This is a genomic window from Pseudomonas sp. Tri1 (assembly GCF_017968885.1).
GTDB lineage: Bacteria > Pseudomonadota > Gammaproteobacteria > Pseudomonadales > Pseudomonadaceae > Aquipseudomonas.
The window spans coordinates 3,558,254-3,585,171 of sequence record NZ_CP072913.1; the positions used below are offsets into that span (position 1 = coordinate 3,558,254).

At 62.4% G+C, this 26,918-nt stretch carries 22 protein-coding genes; 8 read left to right on the top strand and 14 right to left on the bottom strand.

Annotated features, from left to right (window positions below; genetic code table 11):
• Window positions 1-118 precede the first annotated feature (118 nt).
• Window positions 119-5,221 (bottom strand): leucine-rich repeat domain-containing protein, encoded by a 5,103-nt coding sequence (locus J9870_RS15100; protein WP_210638816.1) that lies wholly within the window; start codon window positions 5,219-5,221, stop codon window positions 119-121.
• 159 nt (window positions 5,222-5,380) lie between these two features.
• A complete protein-coding gene (locus J9870_RS15105; RefSeq protein ID WP_210638817.1) occupies window positions 5,381-6,319 on the bottom strand; it encodes a LysR family transcriptional regulator in 939 nt (312 codons plus the stop codon).
• A 126-nt stretch (window positions 6,320-6,445) separates the two neighbouring features.
• Here J9870_RS15105 and J9870_RS15110 point away from each other — a divergent pair, with 126 nt between their 5' ends.
• The 4 genes from J9870_RS15110 to aldA are packed head-to-tail and all read left to right on the top strand — an operon-like array spanning window position 6,446 to window position 11,199.
• A complete protein-coding gene (locus J9870_RS15110) occupies window positions 6,446-7,741 on the top strand; it encodes an MFS transporter (RefSeq protein WP_210638818.1) in 1,296 nt (431 codons plus the stop codon).
• 16 nt (window positions 7,742-7,757) lie between these two features.
• Complete coding sequence (gene rhmD / locus J9870_RS15115) at window positions 7,758-8,942, top strand: L-rhamnonate dehydratase (RefSeq protein ID WP_210638819.1); 1,185 nt, start codon at window positions 7,758-7,760, stop codon at window positions 8,940-8,942.
• A gap of 11 nt (window positions 8,943-8,953) precedes the next feature.
• Window positions 8,954-9,754 carry an HpcH/HpaI aldolase/citrate lyase family protein gene (locus J9870_RS15120; protein ID WP_210638820.1) on the top strand — a complete coding sequence of 267 codons (801 nt, stop codon included), beginning with the start codon at window positions 8,954-8,956 and terminating at the stop codon, window positions 9,752-9,754.
• An 11-nt stretch (window positions 9,755-9,765) separates the two neighbouring features.
• Entirely contained in the window at window positions 9,766-11,199 is a 1,434-nt protein-coding gene (gene aldA / locus J9870_RS15125) for an aldehyde dehydrogenase (RefSeq protein ID WP_210638821.1), read from the top strand.
• 98 nt (window positions 11,200-11,297) lie between these two features.
• Here the strand turns inward: aldA and J9870_RS15130 are convergent, their stop codons facing one another.
• From J9870_RS15130 to J9870_RS15165, 8 genes are all read right to left on the bottom strand, one after another.
• Entirely contained in the window at window positions 11,298-11,900 is a 603-nt protein-coding gene (locus J9870_RS15130) for a LysE family translocator (protein ID WP_210638822.1), read from the bottom strand.
• 54 nt (window positions 11,901-11,954) lie between these two features.
• Window positions 11,955-12,791 carry an AraC family transcriptional regulator gene (locus J9870_RS15135; protein ID WP_210638823.1) on the bottom strand — a complete coding sequence of 279 codons (837 nt, stop codon included), beginning with the start codon at window positions 12,789-12,791 and terminating at the stop codon, window positions 11,955-11,957.
• Window positions 12,792-12,889: 98 nt separating this feature from the next.
• Window positions 12,890-13,315 (bottom strand): heme-binding protein, encoded by a 426-nt coding sequence (locus J9870_RS15140; RefSeq protein WP_210638824.1) that lies wholly within the window; start codon window positions 13,313-13,315, stop codon window positions 12,890-12,892.
• 82 nt (window positions 13,316-13,397) lie between these two features.
• Window positions 13,398-14,180, bottom strand: coding sequence for an ABC transporter substrate-binding protein (locus J9870_RS15145; protein WP_210638825.1), 783 nt, complete (start codon window positions 14,178-14,180; stop codon window positions 13,398-13,400).
• Between the two features lie 143 nt (window positions 14,181-14,323).
• Window positions 14,324-14,674, bottom strand: coding sequence for a RidA family protein (locus tag J9870_RS15150; protein WP_210638826.1), 351 nt, complete (start codon window positions 14,672-14,674; stop codon window positions 14,324-14,326).
• Entirely contained in the window at window positions 14,671-16,044 is a 1,374-nt protein-coding gene (locus J9870_RS15155) for an NAD(P)/FAD-dependent oxidoreductase (RefSeq protein WP_210638827.1), read from the bottom strand. Before J9870_RS15155 ends, J9870_RS15150 begins: the two co-directional genes overlap by 4 nt.
• A complete protein-coding gene (locus J9870_RS15160) occupies window positions 16,037-16,366 on the bottom strand; it encodes a (2Fe-2S)-binding protein (RefSeq protein ID WP_210638828.1) in 330 nt (109 codons plus the stop codon). The genes J9870_RS15155 and J9870_RS15160 overlap by 8 nt, the downstream gene beginning before the upstream one ends.
• Window positions 16,356-17,480, bottom strand: a complete 1,125-nt coding sequence (locus tag J9870_RS15165; protein ID WP_210638829.1) for an FAD-dependent oxidoreductase — start codon at window positions 17,478-17,480, stop codon at window positions 16,356-16,358. Before J9870_RS15165 ends, J9870_RS15160 begins: the two co-directional genes overlap by 11 nt.
• A gap of 159 nt (window positions 17,481-17,639) precedes the next feature.
• Here J9870_RS15165 and J9870_RS15170 point away from each other — a divergent pair, with 159 nt between their 5' ends.
• From J9870_RS15170 to J9870_RS15180, 3 genes are all read left to right on the top strand, one after another.
• Window positions 17,640-18,545: a LysR substrate-binding domain-containing protein gene (locus J9870_RS15170; RefSeq protein WP_210638830.1), complete on the top strand. Its 906-nt coding sequence runs from the start codon at window positions 17,640-17,642 to the stop codon at window positions 18,543-18,545.
• Window positions 18,546-18,679: 134 nt separating this feature from the next.
• The gene (locus J9870_RS15175) at window positions 18,680-19,765 is read left to right on the top strand and encodes an aromatic ring-hydroxylating dioxygenase subunit alpha (RefSeq protein WP_210638831.1); all 1,086 of its coding nucleotides are present in this window, start codon (window positions 18,680-18,682) and stop codon (window positions 19,763-19,765) included.
• Window positions 19,762-20,712, top strand: a complete 951-nt coding sequence (locus J9870_RS15180) for a PDR/VanB family oxidoreductase (protein WP_210638832.1) — start codon at window positions 19,762-19,764, stop codon at window positions 20,710-20,712. Before J9870_RS15175 ends, J9870_RS15180 begins: the two co-directional genes overlap by 4 nt.
• A 118-nt stretch (window positions 20,713-20,830) precedes the next feature.
• Here J9870_RS15180 and J9870_RS15185 read toward each other — a convergent pair whose 3' ends face one another.
• From J9870_RS15185 to J9870_RS15200, 4 genes are all read right to left on the bottom strand, one after another.
• Window positions 20,831-21,544, bottom strand: a complete 714-nt coding sequence (locus J9870_RS15185; protein WP_210638833.1) for a GntR family transcriptional regulator — start codon at window positions 21,542-21,544, stop codon at window positions 20,831-20,833.
• Window positions 21,545-21,756: 212 nt separating this feature from the next.
• Window positions 21,757-23,625: a feruloyl-CoA synthase gene (locus J9870_RS15190; protein ID WP_210638834.1), complete on the bottom strand. Its 1,869-nt coding sequence runs from the start codon at window positions 23,623-23,625 to the stop codon at window positions 21,757-21,759.
• A gap of 140 nt (window positions 23,626-23,765) precedes the next feature.
• Entirely contained in the window at window positions 23,766-25,214 is a 1,449-nt protein-coding gene (locus tag J9870_RS15195; protein ID WP_210638835.1) for an aldehyde dehydrogenase, read from the bottom strand.
• A 108-nt stretch (window positions 25,215-25,322) separates the two neighbouring features.
• Window positions 25,323-26,153 (bottom strand): p-hydroxycinnamoyl CoA hydratase/lyase, encoded by an 831-nt coding sequence (locus J9870_RS15200; RefSeq protein WP_003202420.1) that lies wholly within the window; start codon window positions 26,151-26,153, stop codon window positions 25,323-25,325.
• 214 nt (window positions 26,154-26,367) lie between these two features.
• Here J9870_RS15200 and J9870_RS15205 point away from each other — a divergent pair, with 214 nt between their 5' ends.
• Window positions 26,368-26,856 carry a MarR family transcriptional regulator gene (locus J9870_RS15205; RefSeq protein ID WP_210638836.1) on the top strand — a complete coding sequence of 163 codons (489 nt, stop codon included), beginning with the start codon at window positions 26,368-26,370 and terminating at the stop codon, window positions 26,854-26,856.
• Window positions 26,857-26,918: the final 62 nt, after the last annotated feature.

A 26,918-nucleotide genomic window follows, 5' to 3' on the forward strand; every position in this document is an offset into this window, starting at 1 on the left:
GCGCTCCCACGCTCTGCGTCATCTTCCAGAAACGGAACGCGGAGCGTCCCTGGCGGCGTTCCCGCGCAGGAGCGTGGGAACGATCGATCGGCGCTAGCCGAGCAACTGCTTCCCGTGGCTATTGCCGTCGCAGCGACCACCAAGGGGTGACCAATTCGGTGGTTATCCGCCTTGCCAGGGCTTCAACCTCTCGGCTTTTGACGGAACGGTAGATGGCCATGGTCCGGCGCAATTGGTCTTCAGTGAGCATCACCGGCTCACCTGCGGCCCAATCCACATCCGCCACGGCTTCCAGTCTCACCCGCTGCCAGACTATGCCGTTGGGTAGAGTGACCGACTCCAGGGCACTGGGCAGGTCGCTGGCAGGTTGCCTCAGGTTATCTAACAGCACCTGGGGCCAGTGGGATGGATCCACGGGTTCGCTGAAGGCATCCACCAGGTTGTCTTCCACCGTGTCCCAGGTCGCCAGGCCTTCGAGCCAATCGCGGGACATCAACCCCAGGTAGGGGCGCCAGGCCAACTCCCCTACGCGGGGCGTCTGATCATTGCTGTTGAAGGTGTCCTGGGCGTCGCTGAGCCAATTGATGAAACCCTCCCGGGTCGTGGCCGCCCGGCGCTGCGATAGCTCCGGATAGAGGTTGCTCAGCACCCGGTTCCAATACTCGTGCTGGGTGCCCAGGAACCGCGCAAAAGGCACGCCCTGCGGATCGAGGCGGGCACGCTGGACGGACTCGAACATCAAGAAGTGCACCTCCAGCTCAGAGACGTCTGGCGTTTGCCTGTCCAGCACGCGCGCTTGCAGGCGTGTGCGCAGTTGCGCCAGTTGCTGGTCAAAATCGGCTATTCGAATGAACAGGTCGGCATAGAGATTTGAGTACCCGGTGTAGTACTGCAGGATGCCCGCGGCGCGCTGACGATATCCCAGCGCCAGCCCGTTCGGTTCACTGGCATCGACGTCGCGAATGAGACCGGAAAACCAGTCAATGAAACGCCGCCCCCCGGCATCGTCCCGGGCCACTTCCAGTGTTTTCTTCAGATCAGGGAGGTCATCCAGCCAGTCATCGACCGTGTAGCGAAAAGCCTCACGGTCCAGGGCGCGAAGAGCGTTGATCTGGACACTTGGTAGTGGATTGTCTTCAAGCCATAAACCAAGGGTGTTACTGCTTGGCATGCTGGCAAGCGCGGGAAGCAGGTCATCTTGAATATTGCTGATGCGGTTGCCCTTGAGATCGAGGAAGATCGGCTCGGATGAAGGCCTGGATATCAGCGTCAAGGCCATCGTCGGCACCCGATCCAAGCCTGCGTAGGCCAGTTCCAGCTCTTCCAGGGCTGCGAGCTCCGACAGGTTCGGCAATTCGCGACAATTGTTGCCACTCAGGCGCAGTTCTTTCAAGCCTGTGGCGGTGCGCAGGAAGGCACTGCCCTCTTCATCCAGGCGCAAGCCACAGCGAACCAGATCCAGCCCTTCCAGACCGGGTAAAGCAGTGATGGCCAGCAGTTCCTGGGCAGTGAAGTTCAGGTTATCGGACCATACCAGTTCACGCAGGGCAGGCAGCTCAGCCAGGCGGCCGATGGCTGCGACCATGTTGGCCTCGGCGCCAGGCTCCGCGCCGCCAGTTATCTCGGAAAGGTGCAGGACCCGCAGCTTGGGGGCGCGATTGGCACCAATCAGGGGGACAAATACATCCGCGTTCATGTTGAGTGGATTTTTACCCAATGCCAGCTCCAGCAGATTGCGAAACTCGCCCGCCGCCACGGGTACGGCGGTGAAGTTGTTACCGTGCAGGCGCAGCATTTCGATATTGGGAAACAACCGCAGGAAGTCCGAGGGATCCTCACTCAAACCCATGTGAGACAACGTCAGGGTTTCGATATGGGTGAAACGCGCGTGGATCGTAGGGAGCCTGCCGATGTCCCACCCCGACAGACGCAATGTCAACTCGCTGTCTTCCCTGCGCGGATCGGGTTCACGCCGCCAGGCGCGGCGGATTTCGTTCGCTACGCCGCGACGATTCGCCAGGATATCCTCTCGGCTGTAGCGACCCTCCACCGGGTGATGAACGCCCTCATGGACTTCCCACTGGCGCAACCCTTCATCGAGCGTCGCCCATTCATTGCTCAGCCGGCTGACCAACTGGTTCAGGCTGAGGCCTTCACGCGCGGCCTGATCGGTCAGGCTGCGCTGAAGCCCCGCGAGGGCATCCCCGGCATAGTGAGGATAGAGTCGCTCAAGACGTCCCTCCAGGTTGTGGCGCCAGCCCTGCAACGGCAGTTTTCCACGCCCGCTGAGCGGATAACCCAAGCGTCCATTCTGCCATTGCGGGCCTTGTGCGCCGCTGTCCAGGCGCTTGAGGAGCAGGAACGCACGCAGCCCTTGCCGATCGTCAAGGGCTTGCCCCAGCAGCGCCTTGCGAAGCCTGGCCGCCTCCCAAATGTTGAATCCCAGCGCCTTGCGAGCCTCGTCCGGCATTGCGCTTAGCAGCGCCTCTTCCAGGCTCAACCCCGCGCCCAGTTCGTTGCCCTGTTCGTCAAAGGCCTGGTACTGCCCGCCGTCCTGGCGAATGACTTTCAAAGGCCCCTCTTCCCCCACTTCCAACGGGCTGGCCAGTTCGCTCGACACCAGGCGCAGGCGCAACCGGCCGCGCAATGGGGCCATATTGCCCAGCAAGCCCATGACAACGCGGTCTCGATCGGCGCTGCTTTCTCCGCGCTCCAAAGCACGTAACGTACGTGTCAGGCGCAGCTCGGTCAGGGCCTCTGCGCACTGTTTACCCAGGCTTCCCGTCACCCGGCCGGCACGCAGGCGCACCAGGTCCTCGCCTTGAGCCTGGCTGGCAAGCTCGTTGGCCATGGATTCCGGCAGGCCGGGGAAGGCCCGAGCCACGGGAACGGCGAACGGATCGAGCCCGGTGGACCGGGCCATGGCGGCGGTCACGTGGGTAACATTGCGTTCCAGGTGAATAGCCCAGCGGCCAGCCAACAACCGACTGATCTCCACCGGACGCAGGCCGAGGGGGCTTTGCCCCAGCAGTGTCCGTTGCTCGCTCACGCTCAGGCCGGCCAGGATGCGACTCGCCCAGCCATCGTGCGCCAGATCAGCCTGGTTCAGATCGAGAAAGCGCGTAGCCGCCGTGTCACCCATCGAGTGAAACTGCACCCCATCGTGATAGCGCAGCGTCACCGTCTCGGGCCAACCCGGCAGATCCACGAGGGTCTGAGTGATTCGAACGTGCATGTTGCCTGGCGCTTCGCCGCCGCGCAGACGCCCAATGGTTTGCTGCACCCATTGCCAATCCCGTGCTTCACTCAGGGCATCGGCGAATATGGCCGGCATCGGCTGCCCGTTCACTTGCAGGTAGCGCAGATGCGTCTCGCTGATACCCACCTGCCGCTGCAGGGCAAGGATCGAAGGGTCGTCCAGTTCGGCCGGCGTCTCGACAAAGCTACGCAGCAGCTCCAGATTGCTGCGCTGCAACGGGTTGCGGTGCGCCCACTGCCAGCCGCGGGCACGGTTCCACTCCATGATCGGCGTTACGCCACGATGGTCGGTGGGTAGTCGCAGGCCCAAGGCATCGGCTCTGCCCTGCACCTCGAAATAACGGCCCTCGATCTGCACCCATGCCTCGTCCGTTGTGCGCCATACCCCCCAGGCATCCTGCTCGGCCTCAAGGGGTGGCAAGCGCCGTGCTTGGAAAGGCCTGACATCGCCATTCCACAGGCGCGTCGTACCGTCACGCACCGGCATGGGTTCGACAGCCCCGCCGATAAAACCCAGATAGGCCCCTTGAGCGACCCCGAACAGGACGTTGAAGATGTGATCGATGCCTTCTTGCGCGTGACCTTCGTTGAACGCCTGGATGCCTTCGAAGAACTCATACACCAGGCGCACCCCGCCCACCGCCGCCGCAGCCATCCCGACAGGTGCGCAGAACGGGATGAAACTGACGGCGAGCATCAGGGAACGCTCGGCGAGACTTTCCCAGTATTCGAGGCGAGCCAGCAGCGCCTGCCAATCCTGATCCTTGGTGGAAACCATCAGCGCCGAGGCATTGGCCAAGGTGTGGGTTCGCCATTCGTGATAGCGATCGTCCCAGTGATTTTCACGCACATCACCCAGGGTCCAGGGCACATGGGGCGCAGGCACTCGAATGCGCCGGGGGTTGCCATCCTCGCCAAGCTCACCCTCTCTCCAGCCCACGATCCGGGCGTGGATTTCCTGGAAAATATTGAGGTTGTCCGTTATCTCCCACTCCACTTGATCATGCAGGGCATCGCCGAGCCGGGCCTGCAGACGTACCGGGAAGTAGCGCATCAGGCTCTCGCGATAACGCCGTCTGCGCAGCCGTTCGATCAACTGCGCGGCCATGGCCTGCAAGCTGGGGAATTGCTTGATTGGTGCCACAATGTCATGGGGCATGTGCAAGACGACCGGACGAACGCCTTTGGCGTCCCCTTCCAATCCCCAGTACACCCGGGCGCCAAATAGTGGCACCGACAGCACCTCCAGTGCCTTGACCTCACAGGCCAGGGATTTGACCGGGTGAGCGTTGAGTTGCACCCCGACATGGGCCAGCAACCGCTCACCGATTTCATCCAGGCGCCCATCCAGCTTCGCCTCGTAGGCGTCATAGGTGAGCAGGCTGCGTGCGTACTTGATGTAGGCGTCGGCGACAACCGGGACCTCGTTGCGAATCTGTGGCAGTCGCTGCTTGAGCAGGCGCTGATAAGTACCGCCTGCATCCAGCTCCCGACACAGACGTGCGAAAGTGGCTGGGGTCATGGGCAGTGCCGTGGTGTCTGACGGCTCCCCCCAGCGGTAAAACTCTCCAGGCTTGCCCTTGATGAACAGCTCGCCGTTTTTATCCAAAGCGCCGCCAGTGACGGCATCGGCGGGAGGATAGTTGCGCATGGCCGCTTCGACCACCGATAGCGAAGTGCCGAAAGGGTCACGCTTGACCCTGGCCCGCCGTAGCGCATCCGCAACGCTGCCGGTGCCATTCACCAGGCGCCAGGCCTGTATTTGCGGCCGGGCCTGCAGCAAGTCGCGCGTGAAAGTTTCCGGTGCCGGCAGGTCGATCAGTAGCGCGTTGAGCGCGTCGCTGTCGCGCTGCAATTGCTTGGTAAAGGCCTTGAAACGCTCCTGGTGGATCCGCGAGGCACGTTTCAGCCAGACGGGCAGTCGGGCCTGGATGAACTCGATATGGGTATCGAGAGTGGACATGATGGACCTCCTTCCTTGGGGTCGATTGGGCATTTGAAATTTACAGCTCGCCAAACGTTGGCGTCGTCGATGCTCCCCAAAACGATGGTTTTTTGAAACCGTCAGACTGTTGCGAGGGGTTGCCGCGCAGCACGCCATTGCCGGTGTTTTTCCTGCCCCTCACAACGCGGCCTTGCTACGCAGCAAATCAATGAACAAGCCCAACTCCCGGCTCACCGGTTCGCCCTTGCGCCGCAACATCCCGAACGGCGCCAATTGCACATCCAGCGCCACCGGCAGCGCGACCACCAGGCCCATCTTCAGGTAATCGCGCAAAGCGGTTTCCGAGAGCACCATGATTGCGTCGGTCAATTGAATCAGTTGCTGCATGGAATACACCGAACTGCATTCGATGATGTCCGCCGGCGTCGGCAGCGCCAGGCGTTGCAGCGCCTGATCGAGACCGATGCGTGCCGGGCTGGTTTCCGGCTGCAGGATCCATGGCCAGTCGCTGACCAGTTCGGCCAGGGCCAGTTTTTTGCGCCGGGCCAACGGGTGGCCGGCATGGACTACCACCAGCAAACGCTCATTGCCCAGTTGTTCGAAATCGTAGTGTTCACTGTCGGTGGCCGCGTTGCGCCGGGCGATGGCCAGGTCGATACGACCTTGTTCCAGTAGCTGGATCACCTGGTCGCTGGTATCGCCCATGATGCGGATCCGCAATTGCGGGTTGAGGGCCTTGATGCGGGCGATGGAGTCCATCACCAGGTCCGGCGCGGCGCCCATGATGGTGCCGATGGACAGGTAACCGTAACCACCTTGCTGACGGGCCAACAGGTCTTCGGCACAACGGTCCAGGCCACTGAGGGCTGACTCGGCAAAGCGAATCAGCTCCTGTCCCAGGGCGGTCGGACGCATGCCACGCGGCAAGCGCTCAAACAGGTCGCAACCGAACATGTCTTCGATTTCGTGCAGCATCCGGGTTGCCGCCGGTTGCGACATATTCAAGCTCTGGGAGGCGCGATGCAGGTTCTGGCTGGCGCTCAGGGCCACCAGCATGTGCAGGTGTTTGTAGCGCAGGCGGTTGAACAGGCTGCGGGACAGCGCGGGATCGGTCATCGATGAGCCTCGGATTATCGATACCTTGAAGGTATCACTTGTTAGCGAGATTCGATTTGTAACGTATCGATCGCCGGCCGTACAGTCCAGCCCATAAGAACAAATACCTGCTAAAGGACTCCCGCGATGAAGACTCTTCCTGCGTCTGTACTGGCCAAGATTTCCTGGCGCCTGCTGCCCTTCCTGCTGCTGATGTACATCATGGCTTTTCTCGACCGGGCCAATGTCGGCTTCGCCAAACAAGCCTTCCAGGCCGACACCGGTATCGGCGACGCCGCATTCGCATTTGGTGCCGGCGTGTTCTTCGCCGGTTACGCGCTGCTGGAAGTGCCCAGCAACCTGATCCTGCACCGCGTCGGTGCCCGCTTGTGGATGTGCCGGATCATGGTCACCTGGGGCCTGGTGTCGGCGGCCATGGTCTTTGCCCACAACGAAACCAGTTTCTACGTGCTGCGCTTCTTGCTGGGCGTGGCCGAAGCCGGATTCTTCCCCGGGGTGATTCTCTACCTCACCTATTGGTTCCCTTCGGCGGCCCGGGGCAAGGCCATGGGCTTTTTCTATTTTGGTGCGCCGCTGGCATTCATTTTCGGCAGCCCGCTATCAGGGCTGTTGTTGGAACTGGACGGCTTCGCCGGTGTTCACGGCTGGCAATGGCTGTTCGCCGTGGAAGGCCTGATGGCTTCGGCGGTCGGCGTGTGGGCCTACTGGTATCTGGACAATCGTCCGGCCGATGCGAAATGGCTCTCGCTCGAGGAACGCCGCCAGGTCCAGGACCTGCTCGATGCCGAGGATCAACACAAGCAATCCCATGGCCGCAGCCTGCTCAGCGTGCTGTGCCAGCCATCAGTACTGTACCTGTGCCTGATTTACCTGTTGATCCAGGCCAGTGTCTACGGCGTGGTGTTTTACCTGCCGACCCAGGTGGGCGGGCTGCTGGGCAGCAAGATCGGGCTGATGGTGGGGCTGGTCACCGCAATTCCCTGGATCTGCGCCCTGTGTGCGGCCTATCTGATCCCTGGCTACAGCGACCGCAGCGGCCAGCGCCGCCGTACCGCCGCCTTGACCCTGTTGATGGCGGCCGCCGGGATCGCCTGCTCGGTGAGCGTGTCCAGCCCACTGCTGGGCATCATTGCCCTGTGCTTCGCCGCCTCCGGGTTCATCGCCGTACAGCCGGTGTTCTGGACCTTTCCGTCCAGCTACCTGGCCGGTAGCGCCGCAGCGGCAGGCATCGCGTTGATCAACTCCTTCGGTGCCCTCGGCGGCTTTATTGCCCCGGTGCTGAAGAACTGGGCCGAAGGTGCCTTCCATTCCCCTGCCGCCGGCCTCTATCTGCTCGCCGGCACCACAGTCATTGCCGCGTTGCTGGTACTGGGCATCCACTCGCCCGGCCAGCGCGCCTCGAACACACCGGCCACTGTTTAACTCAAGGAGCTGCACCATGGGTATCCCCACGATCAAACACGTCCGCGCCTTTGTCCTGCGAGGCGGCGGCGCGGATTATCACGACCAGGCGGACGGCCATTGGATCGACGATCACATCGCTACGCCGATGAGCAAGTACCCGGACTATCGTCAGAGCCGCCGTAGCTTCGGCATCAATGTGCTCGGCACCCTGGTGGTGGAAATCGAAGCCAGCGACGGCACCGTCGGCTTTGCCGTGACCACCGGCGGCGAGCCTGCGGCCTACATCGTTGAAAAACACCTGGCACGTTTCATCGAAGGTGCCCGGGTCACCGACATCGAAAAGATCTGGGACCAGATGTATCAATCGACGCTGTACTACGGTCGCAAAGGCCTGGTGATCAACACGATTTCCGGCGTGGACCTGGCGCTCTGGGACTTGCTGGGCAAGATTCGCCAGGAGCCGGTGCATCAATTGCTCGGTGGCGCAGTGCGCGACGAGTTGCAGTTCTACGCCACCGGCGCCCGGCCGGACCTGGCGCAAAAAATGGGCTTTATCGGCGGCAAGATGCCGCTGCACCACGGCCCGGCCGAAGGCGAGGAAGGCTTGCGCAAGAACCTCGAGGCATTGGCGACCATGCGCGAACGGGTCGGCCCGGACTTCTGGCTGATGCTCGATTGCTGGATGAGCCTGGACCTCAACTACGCCACCAAACTCGCAGTCGGCGCCCATGCGCACGGTTTGAAATGGATCGAAGAAGCCCTGCCGCCCGACGACTACTGGGGCTACGCGGCACTGCGCAACAACGTACCCAAGGGCATGCTGGTGACCACCGGCGAACACGAAGCCACCCGTTGGGGCTTTCGCATGCTGTTGGAAATGGGTTGCTGCGACATCATCCAGCCGGATGTCGGTTGGTGCGGCGGTCTCACCGAGCTGGTGAAAATCTCCGCCCTGGCCGACGCCCATAACGCGCTGGTGATCCCCCACGGTTCCTCGGTCTACAGCTACCACTTCGTCGCCACCCGGCATAACAGCCCGTTCGCCGAGTTCCTGATGATGGCGCCCAAGGCGGACGAAGTGGTGCCGATGTTCCACCCGCAATTGCTGGGCGAGCCGGTACCAGTGCAAGGCCGCATGCGCCTGTCGGTCCTCGACCAGCCTGGCTTCGGCGTGACGCTGAACCCGGAATGCCAACTGCACCGGCCTTATAACCGCTAAAGGAGCCTGCCATGAACATGCCCCGCAACGCCTTCAAGGCCGCGCTGACCTCAAAGGACACCCAGTACGGCATCTGGGCCGGTTTCGCCAGCGGTTACGCCGCTGAAATCGTTGCCGGCACCGGTTACGACTGGATGCTGATCGATGGCGAACACGCGCCCAACACCGTGCCCAGCGTGCTCAGCCAACTCCAGGCCGTGGCGCCCTACGGCACCGCACCGGTGGTGCGGGCGGTGACCGGCGAAGCCAACCTGATCAAGCAACTGTTGGACATCGGCGCCCAGACCCTGATGATTCCCATGGTCGAAACCGCTGAACAAGCCCGGGCGCTGGTGCGCGCCATGCGCTATCCGCCCCACGGCATTCGTGGCGTGGGCGGCGGCCTGACCCGCGCTACCCGCTGGGATGGCGTGGCGAACTACCTCAACAGCGCCCATGAACAGCTGTGCCTGATCGTCCAGGTTGAATCGCTTATCGGCGCGGACAATGTCGAAGCGATCGCCGCTGTCGAAGGTGTGGACGCGGTATTCATCGGCCCGGCCGACCTGTCCATCGGCCTCGGCCATGCAGGCAACCCTGGTCATCCCGAGGTCCAGGAACGCATCCGACACGCCGTGAACGCCACCCTCGCGGCGGGCAAGGCCTGCGGCATCCTCGCGCCCAACGAAGAGGACGCCCGGCGCTACCAGGGTTGGGGCTGTCAGTTCATCGCCGTGGCCATCGACATCAGCCTGCTGCGCCAGAGTGCTCTCGCCACCCTCGCCCGCTATCGCGAACCCGCCACCGCTCAAGCGCCTTCGCGCACTTATTGAAGGACACTGCCATGTCATCCGTTCCCGTGTTCCAGAACTTCATCAACGGCCAGTTCACTCGCAGCGAGGCACACCTGGACGTGTTCAACCCAGCCACCGGGGCTCTGTTGTCCCGCGTCCCCGCGTCCACCGCTGCCGACATCGATCAGGCCCTGGCTGCCGCCCGCGTCGCGCAGAAAGACTGGTCGGCCAAACCGGCCATCGAACGCGCCGGACACCTGCGGCGCATTGCCGCCAAACTGCGAGAAAACGTCGCTCACCTGGCACGCACCATCACCCTTGAGCAAGGCAAGATCAGCGCCCTGGCCGAGGTGGAGGTGAATTTCACCGCCGATTACCTCGACTACATGGCCGAATGGGCCCGGCGCATCGAAGGCGAGATCATCACCAGCGACCGTCCCGGTGAAAACATCTTCCTGTTCCGCAAGCCTCTGGGCGTGGTGGCCGGGATCCTGCCGTGGAATTTCCCGTTCTTTTTGATCGCTCGCAAGATGGCCCCGGCGCTGCTGACCGGTAACACCATCGTCATCAAGCCCAGCGAAGAAACCCCGAACAATTGCTTCGAATTCGCCCGATTGGTGGCCGAGACCGACCTGCCGCCCGGCGTGTTCAATGTCGTGTGTGGCGACGGCCAGGTCGGCGCAGCCTTGAGCGGCCATAAAGGCGTGGACATGATCAGCTTCACCGGCAGCGTCGACACTGGCTCGCGAATCATGACCTCGGCTGCGGCGAACATCACCAAGCTGAACCTGGAACTGGGCGGCAAGGCGCCGGCCATTGTGCTGGCGGACGCCGATCTGGAGCTGGCGGTGAAAGCCATTCGCGACTCGCGGATCATCAACACCGGGCAAGTCTGCAACTGTGCCGAACGGGTCTACGTGGAACGCAAGGTCGCCGATCAATTCATCGAGCGCATTAGCGCGGCGATGTCAGCCACCCGCTATGGCGACCCGCTGGCCGAGCCGGACGTAGAAATGGGCCCGTTGATCAACCGCCAGGGCCTGGACAGCGTCGAGCGCAAGGTGAAAAAGGCCCTCAGCCAAGGCGCCAGCCTGATCAGCGGCGGCAGCGTGGCGGGCCGCCCCAGCGGTTTCCACTTCCAGCCCACGGTACTGGCCGGCTGCAATGCTTCGATGGAAATCATGCGTGAGGAAATCTTTGGCCCGGTGTTGCCGATCCAGATCATCGACGACCTGGACGAGGCCATAGCCCTGGCCAACGACTGCGACTACGGCCTGACCTCTTCGGTCTACACCCGCGACCTGAGCCGGGCCATGCACGCCATTCGGGGTCTGGACTTTGGCGAGACCTATGTGAACCGCGAAAACTTCGAAGCCATGCAAGGCTTTCACGCCGGGGTGCGCAAATCCGGGGTTGGCGGGGCCGATGGCAAGCATGGTCTGTATGAGTACACCCATACCCATGCGGTGTACTTGCAAAGCTGACCGGCGAGAGACCGAGGCTTGGCGAAGCGCTCGCCCTCCAGGGGGCGCTTCGCCCCCCAACGGGGATAAATCCCTCGCCACAAACGTCCTGCTTTTTCTCAGACCACCAAGGTCAACCACGCCGATACCAGTAGCATCACCGCCATGACCCGATTGAACCGCCCCATCGCCACAGCCGAACGGCAGAACCGTGCAGCGCCACGGCCCAGGTAGGCCCAGACGGTCATGCACGGGATCGAAATGGCGAAAAACGCCAGGGACAGCCAGAGCACCCGCACAGTACGGTCAGCTTCGGCGCCAGCGAAGACGCTGACCACTGCCAACGCCATCATCCAGGTTTTCGGGTTCACCAACTGCAACCCGGCAGCCCCCGCCAAGCCCAGACGCGGGCCCTCGACCGGCTGGGACGGATCGATGGCCTGGGCCGGTGCGCTGAAAATCTGCCAGGCCATCCAGCTCAGCCAGGCGATGCCCGCCCACGAGAGCAGCGTCTGGATCGTGGCATGGCGCGCCAGCACGTCCCCCAACCCGGTGCCGACCAAAAGCACCAACAAGGCCGCAGCCGCGCAGGCACCGAGGATGATCGGCACGGTGGTTGCCAGGCCGAAGCGCGAACTGTGGCTCAGCACCAGGATATTGGTCGGGCCCGGGGTAATGGAGGCGACAAAAGCAAACAAGGCAAACGGCAGTAACTGGTCCATTGAACTACGTCTCGCTGAATGATCGATCGCTTGATCATCCCCACGCAGCCGTGGTCAGTCTGGAACAATTGAGCAGCGCTTGCGATAGTCCGCCGGGCTCAGGCGATAGGCGCGCTGGAACCAGCGCCCCAGGTGGCTTTGGTCGGCGAACCCGAGCATTGCCGCCACCGCCACGGCACTCTCGCCACGAGCCAGCAAACGCCGGGCCCGGGCCAGGCGCAACTGGATCAGATAGGCATGGGGCGCCAGGCCGAACGCTGCCTTGAACGCGCGGGTCAAGCGGAAACGATCCACGCCGGTCACCCGCGCCAGGTCGTCCAGTCCGACATCGTCGCTCAGGTGGCTGTGCAGGTAATCCCGGGCTTGTTGCGCGACCAGCGGCAGGCGTGGGTCGGGGTTGATCCGTGTCCGCCAGTGCAAGTGTTGGGTCAGGTTGGCAAGCAAGGCGTCCAGGGCGGTCTGGCGCACGATGCGGATCTCCTGCTCATGCAGGCTCTGGAAGGCCTTGGCCGTGGCGCTCGCCAGCCGCGCATCGTCGGTCAGGGTGGCGGCAAACCCCAGTTGGGCATTGTCCGGCGCCACGTCGAACAAGGAACGCAACTCGCGCTCCAGCCAGTGGGGCTCCAGGTACAGCGTGCGGTAGGTAAACCCATGATCGTGGGGGGCGTTGCCGTCATGCAGCTCGCCGGGCTCAAGCAGGAACACTTTGCCCGGCGTGCTGTTGTGCTGCTGGCGGCGACAATGAAACTGCTGAACGCCCTGCTCGGTCACGCCCACCAGGTAGGTGTCATGCCAATGGGGATCATAGGCATGCCCCTCGAAATGCGCGCGCACGGTCTCGATACCGGACGTGGCGTCCTGTTTGAAATCGATCCAGTTGCGCGCTGTCATGAGCCGTCTCGTTTTGTCTATCCGCTCGGGGCAGATTAACCGCTGTGGGCGATGACGTCTGGAAGATTTGTGCAACCCGTTCCCACAGGTCGAGTCAATCAGACATCCGATGCGATAGCCCCCTCCCAGGTCTCCACCGACAGCCGCGCCAGTTCGGCATCCTGCTCGGCCTTGACGCCGGAGACACCGATAGCGCCGATGCATTGGCCGTCGTGACGAATGGTCACGCCGCCTTCGAGCATGCCTTGCAGGTGCGGCGCGCTGAGGAAAGCGTAGCGGCCGCCGTTGATCATGTCTTCGAAGACCTTGCTGTCGCGCCGGCCCATGGCGGCGGTACGGGCTTTTTCGGTGGCGATATAAGTCGATAACGGCGAGGCATCGTCCAGGCGCGACAGCCCGAGGGGGTGGCCGCCGTCGTCCACCACACAGATCGACACCGCCCATTGATGCTGGTGCGCCAACTTCTTGGCCGTCTCCAGCAATTGCTCAACGTCCTGCTCAGTGAGTACCGCTTTGGTTTTCATGGATCACTCCGTGTTATGCAACAACGAGCTCGCAAGACAGCCCACAAGACAATGCCTGCGGGCCGAAGAACACCGCCGAGGATTACTCGCCGTAGATATCGAAATCAAAGTATTTCTGGCGGATCCTGTCGTAAGTGCCGTTGGCACGAATGGTCGCCAACGCCTGATTGAAGCGGCTCGCCAGCGCATCATTCTTGCGCACCGCAATGCCGATGCCCGTGCCGAAGTATTGTTCCTCGGTGAAATTGGGCCCGACAAATTCGAAATCCTTGCCCTCCGGACGCTTGAGCAGGCTTTCGTCGATCACCACCGAACTGGCCATGGTCGCGTCCAGGCGCCCGCCCAGCAGGTCGAGGAATATTTCATTCTGCGAACCATAGCGGATAACCTCGGCGCCCGCCGGAGCAAACTTCTCGGTGACGTAGCGATCGAAGTTGGTCGCCCGCTGCACGCCGATCCGCTTGCCTTTGAGCTGCGCCGGAATGTCGTTGATACCGCTGCCCTTGCGAAACACCAGGCGCGCCGGGATGCGGTAATAGCGGTTGGTGAAGTCCACCGACTTCAACCGCTCGGGGGTGATGGACATGGACGAAATCACCGCGTCGACCTTCTTCACCTTGAGTGCCGGAATCAAGCCGTCGAACTCCTGCTCCTGCCAGACGCAGCGGACCTTCATCTCGGCGCACAACGCCTGACCGATGTCGTAGTCAAAGCCGATAATGGTGTTGTCCGGGGTTTTCGAAGCGAATGGCGGGTAAGCCGCCTCGATGCCGATACGCAACGATGTTTCGGCGGCTTGCAGGCTTGTGCCGAAAGCCAGCAGCGAGACGAAGCCCAGCCTGAGGGCAATGCGTTTAACGTTCATTCATTAGCTCCAGATGCGATGTTATTGAGTTCGGACGCTCCACAGAAGTCGTCCGTTATGGCAGCAGCAATGTGAACAAGCCCGGGCGGCGACTCTGCGGTCGTCTGCCCGGTGACAGCACAACGGCGATCCGGCCGACGGCCTCAGACTGCCGCCGTGACAATCAGCTCCAGCAAAATATCGGGATCATCGAACGCCACCTGGGCCGTGGCCCGCGCCGGGGTCTGCGCGGCGTCGACCCAGTCGCTCCACAAGGCATTCATCGCCGCGAAATCCCGGCCCATGTCTTTCATCCAGATCTGCACGCTGAGCAGTCGGCGCTTGTCGCTGCCCGAAACGGCCAGCAACTCATCGACCCGTTGCAGCACCTGACGGGTCTGGCCCTGGATGTCCTGACTGCAATCGGCGGCGACGATGCCGCTGAGCCAGGCCACGCCGTTGTGCACGACACTGCGGCTCAGGCGTGGGTTGCTTTCGATGCGTTGAATACTCATGACGGTTCCTCGATAAAGGGCTGCTCGCTAGCCAGTTGGGCGAGCGTGATGGGTTTGAGGGGCGAACGGACGCGGTAGTAGCCCACCTCGGCGGGCGACACATGGCGATGCCCGGCGATGATCTCGGTGACGCTCAGGCCACACTGACGGCCCTGGCACGGCCCCATTCCGCAGCGACTGAACGCCTTGGTCTGGTTCGGCCCCAGACAGCCGAGGTCGACGTAGCGGCGGATAGCGCCCGCGCTGACTTCTTCGCAGCGACAAACCGTGACGTCATCGGCGGGAATGCGGTTCTGAACCGGCGGGCGATACAGGGCGTCGATCAGCGGGCGTGCCGCGCGGGCCCGGCCCAGGGCTTGTTGCACAGACGCGGCTGTCGCGTGTTTGCCGGCAATCGCCAAGGCCGCCAGGCGACCTTCCAATTGCGCCACTTGCGCGCCGCCGATAGCGCCGCCGTCGCCGGCAATGAAAATGCCCGGCACGCTGGTTTCACCCCATGGGTTGCGGCGGGCGATCCAGCACAATTGCTGTTCGCTCCACTCATGGTCCAGGCGCAACGACCAACTGATCTGGGTATTAGGCACCACACCTTGGTGCAGCAGGACCAACTCGGCAGGAATGCGCTGCTGGCGAGCGCCACGGTCGAAGCTCACGGCACTGGCCCGATCCGCGCCCTCCACCCGCAGGTTGCGGGCACCGCGAATATGTCGGACACCGGCGCGCTTCAACTCCAGCAGCAGCGCCATGCCCTTGAGCAAATCCCGCCAACCGCGCAAGGCACCGGGAACCGCACGCCAGGCACGCAGCAGATCGCTTCGATGGCTGGTGTCCACCAAGGCTTCGATGGCGATCCCGGCGCGCAGGTATTGCACCGCCAGCAGGTACAGCAACGGGCCGCAACCGGCCAGTAGCACTGGACCCGCAGGCACCAACGCTGCGCTCTTGAGCAGGATCTGCCCGGCCCCGGCGGTCATGACGCCCGGCAAGGTCCAGCCGGGAATCGGCATCGGCCGTTCAAAGGCTCCCGTGGCGATCAACAACTGGCGCCCTTGCAAGACTTCGGCGCGTCCCTCGATCAAATAGTGCACTTGACGCTGCGGCGTGACCTGCCAGATCGCTGCGTTGGGCAGATAACGAGCGCCGCATTGCAGGAAATCTGCTGCCAGTTTCGCCCCAGCGCTGTAATCGTCACCCAGGATCGAGCGGCAGCGGGTATCGGCTTGAAGCACCTGACGATAAATCTGTCCGCCGGGACTGGCCTGTTCATCCAGCACCACTACCGACAAGCCGTGAGTCCTGGCCTCAAGAGCGGCACTCATGCCGGCGGGCCCGGCACCAATGACGATCAGGTCGATGACGAGGTTACTCATCGCCACCCTCCTCGCCCTGCGCCACGCAGGCGGCTCCGCGTTGACGGCGTACGCGCATGCCTGGACGTACCGGCACCAGGCAGGCCTGGACATTGGCTTGGCCGTCCACTTCCACCAGACACTCAAAGCACACACCCATCATGCAATAGGGTGCGCCAAGCCGACCGTTGATCGCGCTTTCGCGGGTGTGGCGGATGCCGCTACTCAACAGTGCGGCGGCCAGAGATACCGCGCCGGGCACCGTCAACGGCAGTCCTTCGAACTCGATTTGCACGGTGTCATCCCCTGGCGTCAAAGGCCGGAACAGGCTGTCAGCCGACATGACGCACCTCGGTTGGCGAGTTGAATCGGTGCAGGCCGAATGGTTTTAGCATCGGGTCATCGAACTCACCGGCGATCCACGGCGCCAGGCGCAAGGCATGGGCTGCGGCCAACGTCACGCCGCTGTGGCAACTGATAATCGACAGCCCCGCCCAGGCCTGGGGGGCTTCGTAGATCGGAAAACCATCGGCACTCATCACCCGCAGCGCACCCCAGGCCCGTACCAGTCGTACCCGGCCCAATCGCGGGAAGCACTGCACCGCACGCCGGGCGATATCGGCCATGACCTGGCTCCCGGTGCCGTCGTCGAAGCCCACTGATTCATGGGAGTCGCCCAACTGCACCGTGCCCTCGTCGGTCTGGCGCACATAAGTGGTGGGGTAATGCAGAAAGGGCTTGAGCCGTTCGGTGACCAGGATCTGCCCACGGTTCGGCCGCACTGGCACGTCCAGCCCGACCATGGCCCCCAGGGCTCGATTGCCGAGGCCAGCGGCCAATACGACCTGACGGGCAGACCAACGCTGGTCCTTCGCCCGCAGTTCGAAACCCGTGGCGCGCGACTCGATCCCGTCAACGTGATGCCCGTTTATGAGCTTTACCCCTCGGGACTGGCAGGCGGCGTAGAGCGAGCGCAGCAGTTTGAGCGGATTGACATGGCCGTCCATGGGCGAAAAACAACCGCCAACCACCTCCGGCCCGATGCCAGGCAAACGGGCGCGCAGTTGCACGGCGTCCAACAGTTCAAAGGGGTAGTCACCCGCAAGGGCTTCGCGCAGCCAACCCAGGCGATGACTCTCCTGGGCCATTTCTGCGTCGCTCAGGCATAACTGGAAACCGCCCTGTTGGCGTAGGTGAACGTCGATGCCGGTGTCGGCCTGCAACGCAGCGGCGAACCTTGGCCAAAGCACCACCGATTCGCGCGTCCACTGCGCATACGGGCTCATCCGGTAGCCCTTGCCCTGGACCCACAACAAGCCAAAGTTGCCCCGGGCGGCGCGGATGGCGTCATCACCTTCGTCGAGCACACTCACTTGGCGCCCGAGCAAAGCCAGCCCATAAGCAATGGACAGTCCCACCAGGCCTCCCCCTACGACGATGACATCATTTTTTTGCATGGCTTGTTTTTCGCTGTTATCGATACCAAGTGGTCAGTCAAGCACCGATTTTATGGGCTGATTAACGGGATGCAGACGATCCTAGGGCGGTGACAGCACGTTGAAAAATGCTTTATTTTGGCAACCTCATGTCTTTTTGTTATGGGTTTGATCAGCACTATGAACCTTCGCCAACTGGAAGCCTTTCGCGCTGTAATCCTGGGCCAGACCGTGACCCGCGCCGCTGAAATGCTGCACATCTCGCAGCCAGCCGCGACCCGACTGATCGCCAGCCTGGAAGAGGACATCGGCTTCAGTCTGTTCGACCGGGTCAAGGGCCGGCTTCAGCCCACCGCAGAGGCCATGACGCTGTATCAGGAGGTGCAGCGTTCACTGCTGGGCGTGGAGCGCATTGCCCGCACCGCCCAGGACATCCGCAACCTCAAGCGCGGCTCGCTACACATTGCCTGCGCACCGGCCATGGGGCTGTCATTCGTGCCACGGGCAATTGCCGCATTCGTGGCCGAACACGATCAGGTCCAGATCTCACTGGTGGTGCATTCGTCTCGGGAGGTGGTGGACTTGGTGGTGGGTCAACGCTGCGACCTCGGCCTGATCGTGCTGCCCAACACGTACCCGAGCCCACGGGCCGAGAAACTACTGGCCACACGCATGCTTTGCGCCCTGCCCGCTGGCCATCGCTTACAGGACCAGACCACGATCTGCCCGGAGGACCTGCAAGGCGAACCATTCATTTCCTACCCGCAGTCCATTGCCTCACGCCAGCACATCGACGCCATCTTCGCCGCCCATGGGGTGGACCGCGAACTGCGCCTGGAAACCCAACTCTCCCTGCCCATGTGCGCGTTCGTCGAACAAGGCTTGGGCGTGGCGCTGGTAGACGCCATCAGCGCCGTCGAATACCGCGGCAATGGCATCGTATTCCGCGCCTTCGAACCGGCGATTGAAATGGACTTCAGCATGCTGCTGCCCATCCAGGGGCCGGTCTCCAAGTTGCAAGCCAGCTTTCTGGAACATATGCAGCGGTTCATCGAAGCGCAGGTGCCATCGGCCTATCGGTTCTGAGTACATTCCCAAGCGACAATGGATCCACTGAAAACACCAATCATCGTCAAGACCATCAAAATCATTGACAAGCAAATTAGTTAAGAGAGTTAATGGATCCATATATAAAAACAAAACCAGCCTGGAGAACCTCCATGTACCCCAAAAACACCTGGTACGTTGCCTGCACCCCCGATGAAATCGCCGACAAGCCCCTGGGCCGTCAGATCTGTGGCGAAAAAATGGTTTTTTACCGTGGGCACGAGGGCAAGGTCGCGGCCGTGGAAGACTTTTGCCCCCATCGTGGCGCCCCGCTCTCGCTGGGCTACGTCGAAAACGGCAACCTGGTGTGCGGCTATCACGGCCTGGTGATGGGGTGTGACGGCAAGACCGTGGAGATGCCGGGACAACGGGTCCGAGGCTTCCCTTGCAACAAGACCTTTGCGGTGCAGGAACGCCATGGCTTCATCTGGGTCTGGCCGGGCGACCAGGCGCAGGCCGATCCGGCGCTGATCCATCATCTGGAATGGGCCGAAAATGACGAATGGGCCTACGGTGGCGGTCTGTTCCATATCCAGTGCGATTACCGCCTGATGATCGACAACCTGATGGACCTGACCCACGAAACCTACGTGCACGCGTCCAGCATCGGCCAGAAGGAAATCGACGAGGCGCCGCCGGTGACCACCGTCGAAGGCGACGAAGTGGTCACCGCCCGGCACATGGAAAACATCATGGCCCCGCCGTTCTGGCGCATGGCCCTACGCGGTAACAACCTGGCCGACGATGTGCCGGTGGACCGCTGGCAGATCTGTCGCTTCACCCCGCCCAGCCACGTACTGATCGAAGTGGGCGTGGCCCACGCTGGCAACGGCGGTTATCACGCCGCCCCGCAGTTCAAGGCGTCGAGCATCGTGGTGGATTTCATCACGCCGGAAACCGAAACGTCCATTTGGTATTTCTGGGGTATGGCCCGGCATTTCCAGCCACAGGATCAAGCACTGACCGACAGCATTCGCGAAGGCCAGGGCAAGATTTTCAGCGAAGACCTGGAGATGCTTGAACGCCAGCAACGCAACCTGCTGGACCATCCGCAGCGCAACCTGCTCAAGCTCAACATCGATGCCGGTGGCGTACAGTCGCGTCGGGTGCTGGAGCGCTTGATTGCACGCGAACGCGACCCGCAAGCCGGCTTGATTGCCAGCACCCGGCAGCCGCAGCACGTGGAGCAGCGGTCATGATCGAAGTCCAAGTCGTCGCGCGAAACAACGAAGCCCTGGATATCTGCAGCTACGAGCTGATCCGTGTCGACGGCCAACCCTTGCCGGCGTTCACTGCCGGCGCCCATATCGACGTGCACTTGCCCGATGGCCTGATCCGCCAGTACTCGTTGTGCAACCATCCCGAGGAACGACATCGTTATCTCATTGCTGTACTCAAGGACTCGGCCTCGCGCGGCGGTTCGCGCAGTCTGCACGAACTGATCGAGCCCGGCGCACGGCTGCTCATCAGCGAACCGCGCAACCTGTTTGCTCTCGCGCCCGAGGCCCGACGCAGCCTGTTGTTTGCCGGGGGGATCGGTATTACGCCGATCCTGTGCATGGCCGAGCACCTGGCCCAGAGCGGTGCGACGTTCGAACTGCATTACTGCGCCCGGTCCCGGGAGCGCGCCGCCTTTATCGAGCGGTTGCGCCAGTCACCTTATGCTGACCGGGTTTTCCTGCATTTCGATGAAGAGCCCGAAACGCTGCTGGACGCCGGCCGGGTGCTGGCCGCACCCAACGATGACCTGCACCTCTACGTGTGCGGCCCCGGCGGCTTCATGCAGCATGTACTGGATACCGCCAAGGCCCAGGGCTGGCAGGAAAGCCACCTGCACCGTGAATATTTCGCCGCTGCGCCCACCGACACCAGCGCCGATGGCCGCTTCTCGGTGAAACTGGCCAGTAGCGGCCAAGTCTTCGAAGTACCCGCCGACCTTAGCGTGGTGCAGGTGCTGGAGAGCCATGGCATCGAGATTCCGATCTCGTGCGAACAGGGCGTCTGCGGCACCTGCCTGACCCGCGTGCTGGAAGGTGTACCAGAGCATCGGGACATGTTCTTGACCGAGGCGGAACAGGCTTGCAACGACCAGTTCACACCGTGCTGTTCACGGTCGAAGACACCGTTGCTGGTGCTGGATCTCTAACCCCCGAACAACCGAAACCCTGTGGGAGCGAGCTTGCTCGCGATTGCGCTGTGTCAGCCAACATTAATGCCGCTGAACCACCGCTATCGCGAGCAAGCTCGCTCCCACAGTGGAGCCTTCAGTCCGAACGCAATATCACCGTCATCCGCTCATCGGCCAGCGTCGAGCCGAACACCTCGGCATAACGCAAGGTCGCGTTGGCATGCTCGCGCATGATCGCCTCGGCACGAGCGCCCTGGCGGTGGATCAACGCGTCGAATACCGAATGGTGCTGCATATGGGCATAGTTGAAGCGGCGAAACTCGCCGGCCATGTTCTGACGGTCCACCGCCAGGGCGGTGACTGAGGCGAACGGCAGATGATCGTTGCGGGCCAGTGCATCGGCGATGGCTGGGTTGTGGCTGCCTTCGACGATCACTTGGTGAAAACGCATGTTCAGGTCGTGATAGACCTCCAGGTCATCCTCGGTCACGTAGCCTTTGGCGAACAGCTCATCGCCCTGCACCAGGCATTGTTCGAGTATTGCCCGACCCTCTTCGGACAAGCCACGTTCGGCCGTTTGCCGCGCGGCCAGCCCTTCAAGCACGCCACGCACCTCCACGGCCCCGGCGATCTCCTCGGCACTGACCGAACGCACCTGAAAACCCCTGCCGCCGAAGCGCACCAGCAACCCTTCCTGCTCCAGCGTGCGGAACGCCATGCGTACTGGCATCCGCGAGACGCCAAACAGTTCCGCCGTGGGAATTTCCATCAAGCGCTCACCCGCCGCCAGTTCGCCCGAAGCGATCATTCTGCGCAGCGCAACCAGCACCGTTTGGCCAGGCTTACTCATCCAGGTGGATTCCAGAGAAAGAAGAACCGGCATAGTAGAAGGCTTGGGGCGGTGTGTCACGGCAGGGCAAGCTGACCGGAGAAGAACCTGATGCTGAAACAAACGGTGGGAGCGAGCTTGCTCGCGATAGCGTCGGAACAGTCGACATTAATATTGACTGATCCACCGCTATCGCGAGCAAGCTCGCTCCCACAGTTCTTGAGTCTTGCCGACTAGTTCGCCCGCAGGATGGAAGCATCCTCACCGCGATACAGCGCCTCGACTTTCGCCGCCCGCCACTGCAACACCGCTCGCTGGTTGATCGAGCCCTTGTCGGTGATTTCGCCGCGATCGATGGATGCCGGTTCATCGAGCAAGGCAATCCATTCCACACGGCTGGCGTTGCCGGTGGCTTCGCGGTTCAGGCGCTGCAGCCAGCCGGCAAACCATTGACGTACTGGCTCGCTGGCAAGTACTTGGGTATCGCTGGCGTCCAAAGCCAGGCCTGACAAACGACGACATTCGGCAAGCCGTGGAAACACCAGCGCGCCCAGGCACTCGCGATCCGGCGCGGTGATCACCAGGTCCTGGACGTAAGGCGTGCCTTCCAGCACCGCCCGATTACGCAACGGCCCGACACTGACGAACACGCCGGAAGACAATTTGAAATCCTCGGCAATCCGCCCGTCGAACATCAGCCCCAGTTGCGGGTTGCCGGGATCGGCCAGCTTGATCGCATCCCCCGAACAGTAGAAACCGTCCTCGTCGAACACCTCGGCGGTCTGCTGCGGTGAGCGCCAGTAGCCGGGCATGATGTGCGGCCCGCGGAAGCGTCCTTCGAACTTGCCGTCCACCGGCACCAGTCGAACTTCGCAACCCGGTGCTGGCAGGCCGATGTAGCCGGCCATGGACAGCGGTCCGGTGGTGAAGGTGCAGGATGGCGCCGCCTCGGTCATGCCAAGGCCGGCCATCATGCGGATTCGCTCACCACAATGTTGCTCAGCCACTTTGTCGAGTCGATCCCAAGTGCTTTGGGACAGGCCCGCCGCGGCAAAGAAGAACAGGCTGATGCGCTTGAAAAAACGCTCGCGCAGTTCGCCGTCCTGCTCCAGGGCGCTGACCAGCTCTTCCCAGCCCTTGGGCACGGTCAGGTACGCGGTAGGCGAAATCTCCTTGAGGTTGCGCAAGGTTTCGGTGAAGCCCTGGGCCGTGGGTTTGCCGTCGTCCAGGTAGAACGTGCCGCCGTTGTACAACACGATGCCCACGTTATGGCTGCCACCGAAGGTGTGGTTCCAGGGCAACCAGTCCACCAGCACCGGCGGCTCTTCGCCGAATACCGGAAAGGTTTGCAGGAGCATTTGCTGATTGGCACAGAGCATGCGCTGGGTGGTGATTACCGCCTTCGGCAGCTTGGTCGAACCGGACGTGAAGAGAAACTTGGCGATGCTGTCCGGCCCGGTGGCGGCAAAGGCGCGCTCGGCCTCGACGCCGCCGGGCTGTGCCAGCAGGCTGGTGAAGCCGGTCCTGTGCCGGCCCGGTATCTCGCCGCGCACCGTGACCAGCGGAACATCCACCGGCAATACTGCATTGATTGCTCGCTCGAACGGTGCCGCCTCACTGACAAACACCAGCCCCGGCTGCAACAGGTCGCAGACGTGCCGCAGCTTGGCGAAATCCTGGGACAGCAATGAATAGGCTGGCGACACCGGGCAATAGGGAATGCCTGCGTACATTGCGCCGAGGGCCATTTGCAGGTGTTCGATGTCATTGCCTGAGAGCAGCGCCAGCGGTTTTTCGGCCGACAAGCCGTAGCTCAGCAAACTCTGGGCGATAGCCCGCACACTGTCGAGCATCTGCGCATAGCTGACACGACGCCAGTCACCACTCGCGTCACGCGCCGCGATAAACGTGTGCTGCGGGCGCACCTCGGCCCAGTGCACCAAGCGATCGAGCAAACGCGTCGGCAACGGCGCCAGGGGCTCCAGGGAGCGCATATGCAAAATGCCGCGTTCTTCTGTGACTTCAACGGCAGGATGACCAATCGACACCTGGCGATACTGCCCAGGGCCGGGTCGGGAGGACGATCTGAACTCGGGACTCACGTACATTTCCTCCACCAAGGCATGCTCGGGTCGCATAAAGCGAGCGGAGCGTGGCAGCGTCTGGCTGCGGCCTTGTCATTGTTATTCTGGCCTGCACCCGGGCGGCTTTCGAGACCTGGCCGCCCGCGGCGCGACGGATTTCAGATCGGGTAATGCCGGGGGCCGTTCTGCAATGTCACCCAACGCAACTGGGTGAAATGCTCGATGGACGCCTTGCCGCCAAAGCTGCCGTAACCGCTGGACTTGACCCCACCGAAGGGCATCTGCGCCTCATCGTGCACGGTCGGGCCATTAATGTGGCAGATGCCCGATTCGACCCGCTGGGCCAGGGCCAGCGCACGGCTGGTATCGCGGCTGAAAATGGCCGCCGACAGGCCGAACTCGGAGTCATTGGCCAGGCGCAGCAACGCCTCGTCGCCATCGCCGCGCAGTACCACCGCCACCGGGCCGAAGGACTCTTCGCGATACAGACGCATGTCCGGGGTAACGCCATCGAGCAAGGTCGGTTGCAGGATGCTGCCCTCCAACTGCCCGCCCGCCACCAGGGTCGCGCCTTTGGCCAAGGCGTCGTCGATCAGCCCCTTGATGCGCTGACCGGCACTGACATCCACCAGCGAGCCGAGCACGGAGTCACCGGCTGTGGGATCGCCAGCGCGCAAGGTGGCGATCTTCGCGGTCAGCCGGGTGACGAAGGCATCGGCCACTCGCTTATCGACGATCAGTCGCTCGGTGGACATGCAGATCTGCCCCTGGTTGAAGTAAGCCCCGAAGGCCGCCGCTTGTACCGCAGCGTCCAGGTCGGCGTCGTCCAGCACCAACAACGGTGCCTTGCCGCCAAGCTCCAGCAGGGCCGGCTTGAGATGGCGCGCCGACAGTTCACCGACGATGCGCCCGACATGGGTCGAACCGGTGAAATTGACACGACGCACCGCCGGATTGGCGATCAAGCGTTCGACAATCGCCGGTGCGTCCACTGGCGCATTGCAGATGACATTGACCACGCCGTCGCCCAGCCCGGCGTCCTGCAATACCTGACCGATCAACCGGTGCACCGCTGGGCTTATTTCCGAAGCCTTGAGCACCACCGTATTGCCGCAGGCCAGGGGCATGGCGATAGCGCGGGTGGCGAGAATCACGGGCGCGTTCCAGGGTGCGATGCCCAGCACCACGCCACAGGGTTGACGCAAGGCCATGGCGAAATTGCCAGGCACGTCAGAGGGAATGATTTCGCCGTTGATCTGGGTGGTCATGGAAGCGGCTTCACGCAGCATATTCGCCGCCAGATGTACGTTGAAACCGTACCAGTTGGCCATGGCGCCGGTTTCGCCAGCGGCCGCGATGAACTCGCCGCTGCGAGCCTGCAACTGCTCGGCGGCACGCAGCAGACGCGTGCGGCGTTCGTTGGGCGCCAGCGCGGCCCAGGTGGGAAACGCGGCTTGCGCGGCGGCCACGGCGGCGTCGGCATCTTCCAGCGTGGCAGCGGCCACGCGCGAGACCACTTCACCGGTCACCGGGTTGCAGCGCTCGAAGGTCCGGCCGTCACGGGCGGGGCACGACTGGCCACCGATCAACAGGGGCACGTCCAGCATGGTGATTCCTCTTTATTGTCTTTATCGGGAATGCATCGCAGCGGTGTAACAGTAGCGCCGGGGCGACGCAGCGAACAGCGGGATGCGGCCCCCTATTCGCCTGTCGACTCAACGCTTATAGGTCTGCAAGCCAGGCTTGATGCTCTTGTCGTCCAGGAACTGCTTCATGCCCTGCTCGCGACCGCCTTCGGTGTCGAGCAGGCGCGACTGGTCGAGCTTGGCGTACAGGTAATCCTCGTTCTGCTCCCAGGTCAGTTCGCGGCAGCGTTTGAAGCCATGCTTGGCCGCGCGCAGCACCACGGGGTTCTTCTCCAGCAGGTTGCGCGCCAGCTCCACAGTGACTTCGCGCAGTTGCGCCAGGGGCACACTTTCGTTGACCAGGCCCATCTCGGCAGCTTTCTGCCCGCCGAAGGTCTTGCCGGTCATGATGTAGTACAGCGACTGGCGATGGCCCACGGTGTCGGCCATGGCCTTGCTGACCAGATTGCCGGGCGGGATGCCCCAGTTGATTTCCGAAAGACCGAAGGTCGCCTCATCGGCGCAGATCGCCAGGTCGCACGCCACCAACGGGCTGAAACCGCCACCGAAGCACCAGCCATTGACCATGGCAATGGTCGGCTTGGCGTACATGCGCAGTAGTTTCCACTGCCATTGCGAGGCTTCGCGACGGATTTTCTCCTGGAGGATTTCCGGCCCGGCGTCCACCTCGCGGAAATATTCCTTGAGGTCCATGCCGGCGGTCCAGGCATCGCCCGCCCCGGTCAACACCAGCACGCCAGCGGCCGGATCCTGTTCCAGGGTCTCGAGCACATCGATCATCTCGCGGTTGAGGGTCGGGCTCATGGCGTTGCGTTTTTCCGGGCGATTGAGGGTCACCCAGGCAATGCCTTCCTCGATATCGACTTTGACCGTTTTCCAGCGACCTTCGTAATTGCTCATGATGCGTGCTCTCTTGTTCTTGGCTGAAGATGATCAAAAACTAAACTGGAAAATTAGTTATGTCAATTAACTATTAATCGATTTACCTGTGTTTTTTCAGGGGTTGGAGCAGAGCCCCTGATCAACGAATGTGCGATCGACCGTAGCCATCGCGTCACAACCTCGGCAAACTGGATAGCCTTGTTAATCACTCACCTTGAGGATGCTCTCTTCGATGGCCAAGTCTTCCAAGCTTGCCGAACCTACCGAGACCCTGGTGGACGGTACCGACGTGCAGGCGCCGCTGGACTCCGCGCTGGATGACCTGATCGGTTACGCCTTGCGCCGCGCCCAGCTGAAACTGTTCCAGAATCTGATCGGCCGGCTTGCGGTCCACGATTTGCGGCCCGCCCAATTCTCAGCCCTGGCGATCATCGACCAGAACCCCGGCCTGATGCAGGCCGACCTGGCCAAGGCGCTGACGATCGAACCACCGCAAGTGGTGCCGTTGCTCAACAAACTGGAAAGCCGGGCCCTGGCGGTGCGCGTGCGGTGCAAGCCAGACAAGCGTTCCTATGGGATTTTCCTGAGCAAGACCGGTGAAACCCTGCTCAAGGAACTCAAGCAGATCGCCGCACAGAGTGACCTGGATTCCACTGCCGCTCTCTCAGGAACTGAACGCGAGGAGTTGCTACGGTTGCTGAAGAAGGTGTACCAGCAATAAGGCCAGCGCTCGCCCCTGTGGCGAGGGAGCTTGCTCCCTCGCCACAAAGCTCTGCGTTGCAC

What these genes read in the sequence shown, in the direction of transcription:
- J9870_RS15100 (WP_210638816.1), bottom strand. Translation starts at nt 5,221, where the DNA reads ATGTCCACTCTCGATACCCATATCGAGTTCATCCAGGCCCGACTGCCC.
- J9870_RS15105 (WP_210638817.1), bottom strand. Translation starts at nt 6,319, where the DNA reads ATGACCGATCCCGCGCTGTCCCGCAGCCTGTTCAACCGCCTGCGCTAC.
- J9870_RS15110 (WP_210638818.1), top strand. Translation starts at nt 6,446, where the DNA reads ATGAAGACTCTTCCTGCGTCTGTACTGGCCAAGATTTCCTGGCGCCTG.
- rhmD (WP_210638819.1), top strand. Translation starts at nt 7,758, where the DNA reads ATGGGTATCCCCACGATCAAACACGTCCGCGCCTTTGTCCTGCGAGGC.
- J9870_RS15120 (WP_210638820.1), top strand. Translation starts at nt 8,954, where the DNA reads ATGAACATGCCCCGCAACGCCTTCAAGGCCGCGCTGACCTCAAAGGAC.
- aldA (WP_210638821.1), top strand. Translation starts at nt 9,766, where the DNA reads ATGTCATCCGTTCCCGTGTTCCAGAACTTCATCAACGGCCAGTTCACT.
- J9870_RS15130 (WP_210638822.1), bottom strand. Translation starts at nt 11,900, where the DNA reads ATGGACCAGTTACTGCCGTTTGCCTTGTTTGCTTTTGTCGCCTCCATT.
- J9870_RS15135 (WP_210638823.1), bottom strand. Translation starts at nt 12,791, where the DNA reads ATGACAGCGCGCAACTGGATCGATTTCAAACAGGACGCCACGTCCGGT.
- J9870_RS15140 (WP_210638824.1), bottom strand. Translation starts at nt 13,315, where the DNA reads ATGAAAACCAAAGCGGTACTCACTGAGCAGGACGTTGAGCAATTGCTG.
- J9870_RS15145 (WP_210638825.1), bottom strand. Translation starts at nt 14,180, where the DNA reads ATGAACGTTAAACGCATTGCCCTCAGGCTGGGCTTCGTCTCGCTGCTG.
- J9870_RS15150 (WP_210638826.1), bottom strand. Translation starts at nt 14,674, where the DNA reads ATGAGTATTCAACGCATCGAAAGCAACCCACGCCTGAGCCGCAGTGTC.
- J9870_RS15155 (WP_210638827.1), bottom strand. Translation starts at nt 16,044, where the DNA reads ATGAGTAACCTCGTCATCGACCTGATCGTCATTGGTGCCGGGCCCGCC.
- J9870_RS15160 (WP_210638828.1), bottom strand. Translation starts at nt 16,366, where the DNA reads ATGTCGGCTGACAGCCTGTTCCGGCCTTTGACGCCAGGGGATGACACC.
- J9870_RS15165 (WP_210638829.1), bottom strand. Translation starts at nt 17,480, where the DNA reads ATGCAAAAAAATGATGTCATCGTCGTAGGGGGAGGCCTGGTGGGACTG.
- J9870_RS15170 (WP_210638830.1), top strand. Translation starts at nt 17,640, where the DNA reads ATGAACCTTCGCCAACTGGAAGCCTTTCGCGCTGTAATCCTGGGCCAG.
- J9870_RS15175 (WP_210638831.1), top strand. Translation starts at nt 18,680, where the DNA reads ATGTACCCCAAAAACACCTGGTACGTTGCCTGCACCCCCGATGAAATC.
- J9870_RS15180 (WP_210638832.1), top strand. Translation starts at nt 19,762, where the DNA reads ATGATCGAAGTCCAAGTCGTCGCGCGAAACAACGAAGCCCTGGATATC.
- J9870_RS15185 (WP_210638833.1), bottom strand. Translation starts at nt 21,544, where the DNA reads ATGAGTAAGCCTGGCCAAACGGTGCTGGTTGCGCTGCGCAGAATGATC.
- J9870_RS15195 (WP_210638835.1), bottom strand. Translation starts at nt 25,214, where the DNA reads ATGCTGGACGTGCCCCTGTTGATCGGTGGCCAGTCGTGCCCCGCCCGT.
- J9870_RS15200 (WP_003202420.1), bottom strand. Translation starts at nt 26,153, where the DNA reads ATGAGCAATTACGAAGGTCGCTGGAAAACGGTCAAAGTCGATATCGAG.
- J9870_RS15205 (WP_210638836.1), top strand. Translation starts at nt 26,368, where the DNA reads ATGGCCAAGTCTTCCAAGCTTGCCGAACCTACCGAGACCCTGGTGGAC.